We start from the raw sequence: 12,299 nt of genomic DNA, 5'->3' as shown, positions 1-12,299 counted from the left end.
GACTTATAGCTCCATTACAACTGTTGAATAAAGGTTTAACCCTTGTGTGTCGTTGCCGGGAGCATTTCGACTGCCCGCAGCAACGCGGTTTAAAATATCCATTGAGACAGTGCCGTTACCGACGTTGACTGCGTAGGCTTTCATTGCTGAACCACCGTCAATCGATATGGCATTGCGTATCGTCTCACCGTCAAACAGGTCAATATCAGACTGAGACAAACGGCTGACTAAATTCGCTACATCGACAATGTTCACTCCAACACTCATTTCATGGCGGCCATCAAACAGAAGATAGCCCACATGGTTTTCTGTTTCGATAAACAAGCCGCCCGGTTCACGGATGATGGCATCAAAGTTATTGGTTTCTTTGCCTGTACGTGACAGAGGCGCGTCAGTGTTTGCCACCTCATCAAGGGCTTGCTCTGCTTGCTGAGCCGTAAATGCTGCGCCAGTCGGGACAATACTTTGGCCGTCGATTACGGATGGCACCAGTCCGGCAAGAATTTGTGCATATTCGGCGAAATCACATTGGTGAGAGTATGGCGTGACCGAGACAGGTGTATTTGTCTCCAACCCATGTGGGTAAAGCGCGTCAAACAGGCAAGACTTGATTGAGAGCACCACGCCAAAGGATGGCAATGGACATTCTCCGCGCCACACCTTAACGACATGCTCGTGCGGACGCTGGCCATCTCCTTGGTTACTAATGAAAACATTGACGCGCTCTTCAAGCGGGAGCATAGGAGAAAATTCGACTAATGGCCCTTTGTGGCTGAGCGGAAAGTTGACATTGAAGAGTGCAATATCGTGTTGATCGACCTTGTCTAATGCTGGGTTGATGTTCTCAACTTTCAGGGTTTGCCCTGCGATAGTGAGATCATACGCATGGCATTGGATGGCCGGTAGAATCTTGACTTCGCCGCTATGTTTCACGCCAATACCAGCACTATGCGCGCTCTGAAAACCCGCACTCTCGACTTGTCCCTTAGCATCGCCAAAGTAGTAAAAACCGAGGTAAGCCAGCCTTTCCGGTAACTGATGTTCCGAGGCAGGGTAGCGTCTGCTGTGTGACCAGATATGGTTGCCGACGTTGAGCTCTTTCGTCATGAAGTAACCAAGGTTGCCCACTAAGCCGCGAAAGGCTTTGCCCTCAGCCAACCGGTCTCTCAGGTTAGCGAGCTGGTTGCCCTCAAAGTGATAACCGATGCTAGTCTGCTTGAGCTTCTCTTGTTTCACCCATGCGAGAGTTACTGAGGTAGTGGAAAGTGGTTGTGGCTCTTCTACTTGCGTGTAATCTTGCGGCCCAGGCAGTGATTCTGGATTGATCGCTGGCATCTGAAAATGCACGCGTTTGAGTTCAATTTCTGGTTGTGACTGTTGAGTTGACTCGAACAGCTCACTCAGGTCTGCTTCAAATGTTGGCTCTGTATTAGGGTGGAGCGGATTACCAAGCGGGCCCTGTGCCATTTTGAATCCTGTCAGTGCGTTGGGATTGAAGTAGGCACCGGGTGCGATCGTCTGCGTTTTCCAGTGCTCTGCCGAGAGCTTTTGGCACACATCGGTTGAAATTTGGTTGGTTTTCGGGCTATGTGTCTGATTTTTCATGGGTGTTTTACACGCTTAGGAACAGAATTTAGGCAGGGCGTGATCAATCACGCCCTATAGGGTCGGTTAGGCCGCGGAGTAAGCCAGTTGGTAGAGCGGAATCATGGCTGCCCCCGTCGCCGCCATCTTGTCACCTGACAAGGTAGCGGGAGTGATATTGGGCATGGTTTCTTCGTCTTCCAGATAGTGTTGCAGTGATTCCATGCTGGCGGTGTGTAGCTCCTGAACCAGTTTTGGTGGCAACAGACCGCCGACGATGATCTCTTCTGGGTCACAGATGGCACGAATGGCTTGCAGCGCAGACACCAATTGTTGCTGCGCGTTTTTCTTCCATTCGGTGACTTTTTCTGGATTCTTCGATAACAAGGTCGACAGAATCTCTTCGCGATGTGGGCTCGGCTCTGACATGCCTAAGTAGTCATACAAGCAAGAGAGAGAAGGACGGTTGTTGCGATCTGGGAATAATTTACCGATACGGCCCGCGTTTCCGCCTGCACCGCGATAAGTCTGGCCATTGAAGAAGTGGCCGCCACCAATCCCGTAGCCAAGATAAAGGTAGAAAAAGTTCGCATGGCGAGCACGTTTAGAGCGCACAGATTCCCCCAGTGCGGCGGCGTTACCATCGTTATCTATCCAACACGGGCAGTTGAAATGTTGGCCGATACGTTTAGGAATATCGATGTCTTCCCACTTTTTCAGATGCGGTGGCATGGTGATGCTGTTGCTGCCTTGAACAAAGTTACAGCTGGTGGTCATGCCGATGCCGATCAGTTTATCGAATTCTTCGGCAAATGCTCTAGACGTCACCTGAAGTAGGTCAGAGAGTTCATCAATGGCCGATTCAGGATCAGAGAAAATGCCGCGAATTGCACGGGAAAAAACGCTTTCCCCGGTAAAGTCGACCAATTCAATACTGATTTTTTCAAGTTCAATATTGATGCCGAGACTGTACGCGGCACTTGGATTAATACCCAGCTCAATGCCCGGCTGACCGCGTGAACCTTTTTGTTTACCCGTTACCTGAATTAGCTCATCATCGAGCATCTTCTTGGTGATTTTCGTGATCGCAGCTGGCGTCAGGCCACTCTTCTCTGCGATTGCGGCGCGTGTTGTTGGCGCATTGCGATGGATTATCGATAGTATTTGACGCTGTGTATCGGAGCCAAAATCAATCACATTCAATCCTTAACCCGTTAGGTTTAATTTTATTGTTCGTCTGGTGGAGAGCGTGACAAAGTGCAAGCACACCACCTAATCGTTCTATTTGATTAATCACTAATCAATGTCATTCAAGTGACTAATCGAATAGGCCCGGCCGAAACCGGGCGTGAATTATTACATTAATACGTTCTCTACAAACGCTTTTTTCGCTTCAGTTGCGTAGTCTGAAGTAAAGAATTCAGAGCTGTAGCCTCGTTGGGTTTTATCGACTAATGCGTTTGAGTCATCAGCGTCTGGGTGTTGAGGGGCTGCGCCGAAGGCCGTATTCAACCCTGTTTGTGCTTGCGCTGAGGTGATCCAATGGATGAAGACGGCAGCGGCAGCTTTATTTTTGGCGTTCTGTGGCATCATGATGATGTTGCCACCACCCGGCATACCAAATTCAGGAATGTAGAACTTGATGCGCTTAGTGATCGCTCCTTTCTTCTGTAGGCCCGCAAGATGATCTTCCCACGCTGGTGCCATCGCGATTTCACCATCGTTGATTCGAGTCAGGCTGTCTGCGTTCGATGCGGTGATGACAATGTTGTCTTTGTGGTCATCAAACCACTGCCAAGTCTTAGACCACTGTGTCATCGAAGACTTATCCATTTTGCTCTGGAAGTAAGCGTCGTTGTTGCCCGATACGTGGTAGATGGCACGCTGGATGAACGCGTTACCAGCACCACCTTTGTTCGGATCGTTAACACCAAACTGCTCTGGGTGGGTTTCGATCCAGTTTGTCAGGTCATCAAATGACTGAGGTAGTGTTTTCTCATCGACACGCATTGGGTCGTAAGCAAATCCCGTCTGGTTGCCCCAGAAGGCATAAGCGTAGCCTTGGGTGTCAACACCCACCAAGTTAGTACGTAGCTTGTCACTGCCTGGAATAATATCCGTCAATGGGCCGTAGACCAGGTTGCTTTGCATCATCATTGGCAGCTTGACGGTATCGAGCGCCATCACATCAATAGAACCTTGCTCTCTTTTCCCTTCTGCAAGCAGCTTGTTACTGTTACCAGCTTCGTTGCCTTCTGGTACACGCACTTTGATACCGTACTCTTTCTCGAATGAGCGGAAGAACTGGCGGAATTCTGGTTGGAGGTACCAGATGTACGCGCTGACCATCTTCTCTTTTTTGGCTTGTTCTACGATCTGATCCCAAGTCATCTCGTTCAGGTCATACGCGAGTGCATTGGTCGATAAACCGGCAGTGGCTGCAATGGCAGCAGTAAGAAGCAATTTTTTCATTGTTGTGTCTCTTATAGATTTCTATGTTTAGGGGTACATTCGTTATGGATCAGGCTTTGCCTGTCGACTCTGCCAGATAGTTACCTTTCAGCAGGCGTTCAATAATTAGCATCAGAATCACGTTAGGAATCACCAATATCAGAGAGACCACCGCCGCGTTCGGACGAATAAAGGAGTAACCTAAGTAGGAGTACAAAATGGTTGGAACGGTAACGTAATCCGGTGAACCCAGTACAAAGGCAATGTTGAATTCTTCAATACTGATCACCAGACAGAAGATCAGTGACGCTAGCAGACCAGGCTTCAGCATTGGCAGGTAAGCGTTTTTGAATGTCGTCCAAGAGTTACCACCCAAGTCGCGGCTCGCATCGATCAAGTCTTGCGGTACGCTTTTAAAACTCGCCGAAAGAATACGGATCGCATAAGGCAACGCCAGAACAGTGTGGCCAATAACGATACCGACGTAGGCGTTTGAAAAATCAAGGGCAATTAACATCGAACTGAAGAAGACACCGATGATCATGCCAGGCATAACCAGTGGCAGTAGCGTGATGACTTCCGCCACGCGTTTGCCTCTGAAATCGATACGGCCTAACGCGTAAGCGGTCGGTAGGGCCAGTAGTACGGTCAGAATCGCAACCGCTGGAGCAATGGTGTAGCTGTTTTGCAGCGCTTCAACTAGGCCTGAGTTCTCCCACATGTCTGTCCAGCGGCCAAATGAAAGAACCTGTGGAAGCACATCTGGGTAGCTCCAAGGGTGCTCAGGGTCAACCAGAGACCACAATAGTGCCATGATGAAAGGAACACCCAACCAGAAGAAGTTGACCGCAATAAACAGACCGATGGCGATCTTATTGATCAGCTTGCCATTGGCGGTTTTTACTTTCGGTTTGCTGCTGTTTGGCAAAGCTTTCGATACCAGAGAAGTCATTATTTTAATCTCCCTTTCTTATGAGCGAGTGGAGCAGTTAATAGAGAGATAGCCAGAGCAGCGACAACTGCGGTGACCATTATGATCACAGCGATAACCGCGCCTTTGTTCCATTCCATAAATTCTGTCGATGTGATGTGCATCAGCATCGATAGTGAATAGGTGTTCTTCGGGCCCGCGATGGAGTAGAACGAGTAATCACCCAGTGCGCCGATAAAGATCAGAATCAGTGACACCTGAAGCGATGGAATAGAGATCGGGAATATAATGCCTTTAAAGCGGCTCCAAGCTGAAGCACCTAGATCAGAGGCAGCATCAAGCACGTCATTTCGAATGGAGTTCACTGCACCCGCCAACAAGATCATGGCAAATGGCAACTGTTTCCAGATTTGCAGCATGATTACGCCCCAGCCGAAATCGTCATTCTGCATACGAATCGGTTTATCTGTAATGCCGACAGCCATGAGCATCTGGTTAACAATACCGTGGTAAGAGATCACGTTAACCAGAAGGAAAGCTGCTACCAAGCCTGGGATGAACATAGGTGCTCTTAACACACCCGTGATGGTGGTTGAGCCTGGGAACGGTTTACGTAGCCACAGTACCAGAGGATAGGCCATCGCTACGGCGCCAAGTGCGCCAATCACTGAGACTTTGACTGAGTAAATCAGAGATTTGTGTAGTTTGGCGTCGGCCAATGCTTCTTGCCAGAAAGTGAGGGAGAAACCACTTTCGCCCATCATATTGTGGAAGCCCAGACTTTGTGCGACCACCATGTAGAAGGTGGAACCCATCAAAAGCATGATGGTGCCAACGCCGGGAAGCAGCATCAGCCACACTTTCCAGCTTGCGATGTTTTTGTTCATGCGCTGACCTCTTCTAGGAAACGAATGCCTTTTCTTGGAATGGAGAAGTTCAGTGATTGATCATCAAATACCGGCTTCTTCGGTAATTGAACTCGCACTTCCATAGTTGAACCTTCCGCTGGCTGTAGCACCAAGTCAGTGACATTGCCCATAAAGGCCATTTTCTGTACGTTAGCGGCAAAGCTATTCTCACATTCGCTGGTGGCGATCTCGGCATCTTCCGGACGCCAGCTCACATAGATATATTCGCTTTTTGGTCTCTCATCCGATTCAACAACGAATTGCCCCAGTTCTGTGTCAATTTGGTAGGTATTGTCCTGATCTAGGGACTTCACCTGTGCAGGCATAATGTTAGCGGCGCCAATGAAATCGGCGACAAATCGGTTAGCCGGACGGTAGTAGATGTCTTCTGGCGAACCAATCTGTTCAATACGGCCTTTGTTCAGAACCACAATCTTATCCGACATCGCCAGTGCTTCGGCCTGATCGTGGGTTACGTAGATGGCAGTCAGGTTGTATCGCTTTTGCAGTTCACGAATTTCGAAACGAACCGATTCACGTAGTTTGGCATCTAGGTTAGACAGAGGCTCATCGAAAAGGATAACGGCTGGTCGAGTTACCATCGCACGCGCCAGTGCAACACGCTGTTGCTGACCACCAGAAAGCTCACTTGGCATCTTGTGTGCGTGTTCATCTAGGTCCACCTGAGTGACAGCTTCTTCTACGCGGGTGATTTGATCTTGCTTACTGACTTTCTTCTGCTTGAGACCGAAAGCGATATTGTGATCAACACTCAAGTGAGGGAATAAGGCATAAGACTGGAAACACATTGAGGTGTTACGTTTTTCTGGAGAAACCGTATTGACCACCTCGTCGCCAATGATGATTTCGCCAGAATCAGGCGTGTGGAATCCACCAATCATCTTGAGCAGTGTTGTCTTGCCACAACCGGATGGACCCAGAAGGGTAACCATTTCCCCTTCTTCTGCAATAAAGCTGATGTCTTTTGACGCTACAAAATCGCCAAAGTTCTTACAGATGTTTTTAAGTTCTAGTCGTGACATTCGATTGCCTTTTTCCTGTCGAAGTTGTTCTAGCATCAACGCGTAGAGTAGAGAGCTAATATGACAATTATATTAACTAAGTTAATTTAATGTTTTTGTGAAAGTGTTCACGACTTAAGCTTTGCTAGGGTTTTACTGAATAAAAGAGCGCAGAAATGTGATCTTGTTAGGGGAAAATGGCGATATTGATTAAAGGTGTTAATTTAATTGCATGAAAGAATAGAGCTGTCTATTCGACAGCTCTATGGTGAGAGATTACTTTGACTGTAATAGGATTAAAATTTGTTCGGTCTTTACTTTCATCAGTTCCACGTCTGCTCTGGATTCAACGTTGAGGCGCACGACTGGCTCCGTGTTGGAACTACGTAGATTAAAGCGCCAGTTGGTAAACTCCATGCTGACACCATCGGTGTAATCAACGGTGAGTGCGTCTTGCTCAAATATGGCCTTGATACGTTGAATAGCTTGATTTGGGTTATCCAATGTTGAATTGATTTCACCAGAAGATGGGAAGGCTGCGATGCGCTCAGCTACCAAGTTCGACAGAGGTTGGCCCTTGCGACAGATAAGTTCGCTGACCAGTAGCCATGGAATCATGCCGCTATCACAGTATCCGAAATCACGAAAGTAATGATGCGCGCTCATTTCTCCGCCATAGACCGCGTCTTCACTGCGCATTCTTTCTTTGATAAAGGCGTGGCCTGTTTTGGACATGACCGCTTCACCACCGCTTCGCTCGATTATATCGATGCTATTCCATGTTAAGCGAGGGTCATGGATCACCTTTGCACCGGGGTGCTTGGCAAGAAATGCATCTGCCAGTAGGCCAACAATATAGTAGCCTTCGATAAACTGGCCTTGCTCATCAAACAAGAAGCAGCGGTCAAAATCACCATCCCAAGCGATGCCCATATCGGCTCTGTGCTCTAGCACTGCGGATGATGTAGCGTGGCGGTTTTCAGGGAGCAGAGGGTTCGGAATGCCATTGGGGAAATTGCTGTCCGGCTCGTGGTGAATTTTAATGAGCTCAATTGGTATCTGCAGTTGCTGAAAGCGCTCTTCCAAAGCATCGATCACGTGTCCAGCGGCGCCATTACCTGAATTCACGACCAGCTTCAGTGGCTTGATATGGTCTTTGTCGATATAGCTGAGCAGGTGTTCGGTGTACTCGTTGAGGTGAGAGGCTTGCTGGTAGCGGCCTTTTTGAACTGGTTCAATAAATTCAGCCAGTTCTGCCAATACCTGAATGTCTTTTAAGCCAGTATCGCCACTGATGGGTTTGGCATTTTCCCGAACTAACTTTAAGCCGTTGTAATCTATAGGGTTATGACTGGCGGTAATTTCAATGCCACCGTCTACATCCATGACTTGTGCGGCGTAGTAGATCTCTTCGGTGCCCGTCAGGCCAAGATCGATGACATCGACACCGGCATCAATCAAGCCATCGGACAGTGCCAGTTTAAGTGGTTCAGAGGTGGCTCTCGCGTCACCGCCAACCACGACTTTCTTGGCACTCAGATATTGACCAAATGCCCGACCGATACGATACACCACATCGTAGTTGAGCTCTTGTTCGAGTTTGCCTCGAATATCATAGGCTTTAAAGCATGTTAGCTTTTCCATTCATTACCCTTATATATCAGTGCATTATTGATTAGCTTTCCTGCCTGTCTGACAGGTTGGTGGGCTTATCTGGGTAATGGTTTGTCGCCAATAAAGGGAACCAATTCCCTGTAAAGCTCACAATTTTACTTTTTTGAATAAATTAACTTAACTAACTTAACTTATTGGGGGTAGTATATATCGAAAATTATGCGGAGAGCTACTCATGAACTATGCACCAGCGGTTGGGGTCAAATTTAATCAAGACGGTACAGTCCGACACTTCCCCGGCAACACTTTCATCTGTCATATTGATCAATCTATTGATTTAATTGCTGAACTTGAGTGGGCACAAAGCCAGCTTAAAGCGATGCAATGTGCTGCTAAGTTTTCGTTTTTGCCGATTTCTTCAATGCATATGACGGTGTTTGAAGGTGTATGTGATCAGGTCAGGCAGCCAGAGAAGTGGACCAGCAAATTGCCCCTTGACGCGCCTTTAGCTCAAACTACGGATTTTTTTGCTAGCGCAGTGAGCCAGATCGGGGCCCACTCAGGTTTTGAAATGATGTTTGATTATGTCTATAACTGCCCGGTTGGTGGCACGTCAATTCGAATTAAACCGGCGACGGACGAATCAGATCTGGCCCTGAAAAATTGCCGTGAACAACTAAGAGCATCAACGGGCATCAACATGCCTGAGTTTGACGATTATCATTTCCACATCACGCTCAGCTATCGCATTATGGAGCTTGAAGAGAGTGAAAAGGTCGAGTTGCAGCAAGTTGCTGAACGTATCTCAGAGCGCTTTTCTCAGTCCTTTGGTCGACTGAAACATGGCGCTGTAGAATTTTGTCGCTTTGATGATATGTTTAAGTTTGAACCACTATTAACCTTATCCTAAACATGGATTTGGCGGCGTGACTCATTGCGCCGCTACCTTGATATTCAGCTAAATATCACAGTTTTTTACTCAAGTATTCATCAATAGCGTTCAAACTCAGCAAGCTGAGCGTTGAGTGCTAAGCTCATAGTTAATCATTTCTAAAGAGCAGTACTGATGAAAGAGCCTGACTTTCCTGATAACGAAGCACAACGAATCAAAGACCTTCATTCTCTTGATATTCTCGATACCGAACCTGAAGAACGTTTTGATCGTGTCACCCGTATTGCGAAGCATTTGTTTGATGTGCCGATTGCGGTAGTGAGTTTAGTAGATAACCATCGTCAGTGGTTTAAGTCATGTATTGGCCTCCCTGTTCGTGAAACCGCAAGGAATGTCTCGTTTTGCGGACATGTCATTAATGATGACGGCCCTTTCATTATTAATGATGCCACCAAAGATCCGCGTTTTCTTGATAACCCGCTTGTTATGGGCGAGCCTTTTATTCGGTTTTATGCAGGCGTCCCTCTGGTCTATCACAACCAGAGTAAGCTCGGCACGTTATGTATCATTGATACGAAACCGCGTGAGTTGACCATGCAGCAAATGGCAGACTTAGTTGATTTGGCAAAGGTGGCCGAACAAGAGCTGGAAGCAACCATTCAAGCAACGCTCGATCCTCTGACGCAAATTTCCAACCGTCGTGGCTTCTTCGAACTCAGTGAGAAGTCAATGGACTATTGCCGAATGGGCGGTTTTTGTGTCGCGCTGGCATATTTTGACTTGAATGACTTTAAAGCAATTAATGATAAGTTAGGCCATAAAGCAGGCGATGAAGCACTGCAGAAGTTCGCTGATTTAATGGCGAGTTCATTCAGCGACTCGGATGTTTTTGCCCGTATTGGTGGCGACGAGTTTGTGGTCTTCATGTCTGGCCTAACCGAAAAAGTGGCTGAAATTGCGGTGAAACGGTTTAGAAAATCGGTTGAGCGATTTAATGATGAGGAAAACAGAGGTTACGAGATTAAATTTAGTGTCGGTATTGTCGTCGCTAAGCCGTCTTCGGATATGTCGATTGATTCTTTACTTGAAGAAGCTGACAAACGGATGTATCAGGAAAAGTGCGCCAGCAAATAGCACTTTTCCTGACTAACAAGCTTTACAAATCACGCATTAAAATCTCATATTCTTCATTAGCTTCAGATATTAGATGGTGCAACTCAGTCGCATCTCTATCATCCAGATCCATCTGCCACTGGTGTTGTGCTTCTTTTCCTTTAATGCGTGTTTTACCATCCAACTTTTCGAAACTGATGTCACACAGCTCCGTTTGATGATGCTCATTTTTTTCAATAATATCAACATCTAACAACCCCGTCGGGTTGACCTCTATATGAGCATGGAAATGGTTTTTGTCTTGTAATTCGTAATCCCTAAATGTTGAAATCATGCTGTCCTCCTTATCTAGTTTGCTGACGCGTTTTACAATTGTAGGACACAGTTTTTGAACAATTGGTGAAATAATCGTGAAGCTTGATCCAGGTTAAACAGCTGTTCAAAATTCCGTCACGGATTTCAGTCTTTTCTCGATCGCATCTATGGCTCTGATCACCGAAGTTGGAGGAGACTTGGAGTAAGGATGAAGCGCATAGACATTATTGTGTATCAGCTGTTTTTGTTTAAAACAGGGTCGCAAGTCTGGATATTGGCTGAGCATAAAGTCTGGAAGTAAACCAATCCCCATATCTTGCCGAATAAGGCTAGCCACCTGACTGACCGTGTTGACTTTATGATGGGTGAGGTAGGTAAGCTCAGTTGCATTGTCGCTGTTGGTATCGTGAAAAAGGTGTGTGATGGTTTTTGGCTGCCAGTTGTTGGCGATGTACTTAGCGGTTTCAGGCGATTGATGACTTTCAACTGACTGGCATAACACATCGCAAAATTGACCAATACGCTTTTGTTTTACATTACTGTCCGGCGACTCGCCAACTCGGATGGCTAAATCAATGTCGTGTTGCATTAAGTCCAATTGCTTATCTTCAGCGACTAAGTTCAGTGATACATCGGGAAAAGGAGCAAAAGCATCACTCAGGGCAGGAACAACAATACTCTCCATTAACGCAATCGGCGCGGTGATAGACAGTTTGCCGCTGGGCTCTTTTTGTAATTGGCGAATGTCATCCCAGGCTGTCGACATAACGTCGTTCATTGTGATGCAGTGTTGATAAAACCTTTCGCCCGCAGGAGTGAGTGACTGTTTACGAGTGGTGCGCTTTAACAAATCGGTCGCGAGCTCATTCTCTAGTTGTTTAAGGTGAGTACTCAGTACTGATTTTGACAACTCCAATTTTTCAGCAGCCTTCGAAATCGAGCCTGCCTCGACAATCGCTTTGAAGATCATCATTTGTTTGTGCTTGTTCATTATTGTTCTCTTTATCCAAACAGTGATTTCTAATTTATCTGTTTTTCTACGCTAATCCTAGGCCTAAACTTCTCCCCATCAGACAAGAAGGAGAAACACAATGAGTCAATCAGTATTAGAAGCGTGTCAGGCAGGTATCGAAGCGTGGAAAGCAGCATTTAATCGTCAGGATGCAAAAGGGTGTGCAGAGCAATACGCCGAAGGCACAACCATGATCGCCAAGCCATTTGGTACGTTTGAAGGTCGCGAGCAAATTCAGGCGTTTTGGCAAAACATCATTGACCAAGGCTTTAGCGATGTATCTTACACAGATACGACATGGGAAAAAGTCGATGACAATAACTATATCTTGTCGTCAAAGTGGACGATGAACAAAGCATTCGGTGTCGTACATAAAGAAGTGTGGACACTGCAAGAAGATGGTAAAGCTCGCTTAACTTACGATGAATTCGAAGTGCTGGGCGAACGATAACAAAAA

At 46.8% G+C, this 12,299-nt stretch carries 12 protein-coding genes; 3 read left to right on the top strand and 9 right to left on the bottom strand.

All coding sequences use genetic code 11. The annotated features are described in order from the left end of the window. Positions 1–3: 3 nt before the first annotated feature. The 7 genes from FIU99_RS21195 to FIU99_RS21165 all read right to left on the bottom strand — a co-directional run bounded on the left by FIU99_RS21195 (position 4) and on the right by FIU99_RS21165 (position 8,540). A complete protein-coding gene (locus FIU99_RS21195) occupies positions 4–1,605 on the bottom strand; it encodes a hypothetical protein (RefSeq protein ID WP_039951854.1) in 1,602 nt (533 codons plus the stop codon). A gap of 66 nt (positions 1,606–1,671) precedes the next feature. Beyond that, positions 1,672–2,781 (bottom strand): ROK family transcriptional regulator, encoded by a 1,110-nt coding sequence (locus FIU99_RS21190; RefSeq protein ID WP_006960024.1) that lies wholly within the window; start codon positions 2,779–2,781, stop codon positions 1,672–1,674. Between the two features lie 159 nt (positions 2,782–2,940). Further along, entirely contained in the window at positions 2,941–4,056 is a 1,116-nt protein-coding gene (locus tag FIU99_RS21185; RefSeq protein WP_006960025.1) for an extracellular solute-binding protein, read from the bottom strand. Positions 4,057–4,105: 49 nt separating this feature from the next. Then, a complete protein-coding gene (locus FIU99_RS21180; protein ID WP_006960026.1) occupies positions 4,106–4,987 on the bottom strand; it encodes an ABC transporter permease in 882 nt (293 codons plus the stop codon). Further along, on the bottom strand, positions 4,987–5,853 hold the full coding sequence (locus tag FIU99_RS21175) for an ABC transporter permease (RefSeq protein WP_006960027.1): 867 nt from the start codon (positions 5,851–5,853) through the stop codon (positions 4,987–4,989). Before FIU99_RS21175 ends, FIU99_RS21180 begins: the two co-directional genes overlap by 1 nt. Beyond that, on the bottom strand, positions 5,850–6,917 hold the full coding sequence (locus FIU99_RS21170; RefSeq protein WP_006960028.1) for an ABC transporter ATP-binding protein: 1,068 nt from the start codon (positions 6,915–6,917) through the stop codon (positions 5,850–5,852). Before FIU99_RS21170 ends, FIU99_RS21175 begins: the two co-directional genes overlap by 4 nt. 255 nt (positions 6,918–7,172) lie before the next feature. Then, on the bottom strand, positions 7,173–8,540 hold the full coding sequence (locus FIU99_RS21165; protein ID WP_006960029.1) for a phosphomannomutase/phosphoglucomutase: 1,368 nt from the start codon (positions 8,538–8,540) through the stop codon (positions 7,173–7,175). Positions 8,541–8,745: 205 nt separating this feature from the next. On the opposite strand from FIU99_RS21165, the gene FIU99_RS21160 reads away from it, so the two are divergent. Then, complete coding sequence (locus tag FIU99_RS21160) at positions 8,746–9,420, top strand: DUF1868 domain-containing protein (RefSeq protein WP_006960030.1); 675 nt, start codon at positions 8,746–8,748, stop codon at positions 9,418–9,420. 156 nt (positions 9,421–9,576) lie between these two features. Next, positions 9,577–10,536 (top strand): sensor domain-containing diguanylate cyclase, encoded by a 960-nt coding sequence (locus tag FIU99_RS21155; protein ID WP_006960031.1) that lies wholly within the window; start codon positions 9,577–9,579, stop codon positions 10,534–10,536. Between the two features lie 22 nt (positions 10,537–10,558). Here the strand turns inward: FIU99_RS21155 and FIU99_RS21150 are convergent, their stop codons facing one another. Beyond that, entirely contained in the window at positions 10,559–10,849 is a 291-nt protein-coding gene (locus tag FIU99_RS21150) for a hypothetical protein (RefSeq protein WP_006960032.1), read from the bottom strand. Positions 10,850–10,954: 105 nt separating this feature from the next. Then, positions 10,955–11,821, bottom strand: coding sequence for a LysR family transcriptional regulator (locus FIU99_RS21145; RefSeq protein WP_006960033.1), 867 nt, complete (start codon positions 11,819–11,821; stop codon positions 10,955–10,957). Between the two features lie 100 nt (positions 11,822–11,921). On the opposite strand from FIU99_RS21145, the gene FIU99_RS21140 reads away from it, so the two are divergent. Next, on the top strand, positions 11,922–12,293 hold the full coding sequence (locus tag FIU99_RS21140) for a nuclear transport factor 2 family protein (protein WP_006960034.1): 372 nt from the start codon (positions 11,922–11,924) through the stop codon (positions 12,291–12,293). Positions 12,294–12,299 lie beyond the last annotated feature (6 nt).

The organism is Vibrio sp. THAF64, assembly GCF_009363455.1.
Classification (GTDB): Bacteria; Pseudomonadota; Gammaproteobacteria; order Enterobacterales; family Vibrionaceae; genus Vibrio; species Vibrio coralliilyticus.
The sequence above is the reverse complement of the archived record's forward strand: the minus strand, read 5'-3'. Positions and strand labels throughout refer to the sequence as shown.

Coding starts and splice junctions, on each gene's coding strand:
- FIU99_RS21175 (WP_006960027.1), bottom strand. CDS start 5,853: ATGAACAAAAACATCGCAAGCTGGAAAGTGTGGCTGATGCTGCTTCCC.
- FIU99_RS21150 (WP_006960032.1), bottom strand. CDS start 10,849: ATGATTTCAACATTTAGGGATTACGAATTACAAGACAAAAACCATTTC.
- FIU99_RS21195 (WP_039951854.1), bottom strand. CDS start 1,605: ATGAAAAATCAGACACATAGCCCGAAAACCAACCAAATTTCAACCGAT.
- FIU99_RS21170 (WP_006960028.1), bottom strand. CDS start 6,917: ATGTCACGACTAGAACTTAAAAACATCTGTAAGAACTTTGGCGATTTT.
- FIU99_RS21145 (WP_006960033.1), bottom strand. CDS start 11,821: ATGAACAAGCACAAACAAATGATGATCTTCAAAGCGATTGTCGAGGCA.
- FIU99_RS21180 (WP_006960026.1), bottom strand. CDS start 4,987: ATGACTTCTCTGGTATCGAAAGCTTTGCCAAACAGCAGCAAACCGAAA.
- FIU99_RS21160 (WP_006960030.1), top strand. CDS start 8,746: ATGAACTATGCACCAGCGGTTGGGGTCAAATTTAATCAAGACGGTACA.
- FIU99_RS21140 (WP_006960034.1), top strand. CDS start 11,922: ATGAGTCAATCAGTATTAGAAGCGTGTCAGGCAGGTATCGAAGCGTGG.
- FIU99_RS21165 (WP_006960029.1), bottom strand. CDS start 8,540: ATGGAAAAGCTAACATGCTTTAAAGCCTATGATATTCGAGGCAAACTC.
- FIU99_RS21185 (WP_006960025.1), bottom strand. CDS start 4,056: ATGAAAAAATTGCTTCTTACTGCTGCCATTGCAGCCACTGCCGGTTTA.
- FIU99_RS21155 (WP_006960031.1), top strand. CDS start 9,577: ATGAAAGAGCCTGACTTTCCTGATAACGAAGCACAACGAATCAAAGAC.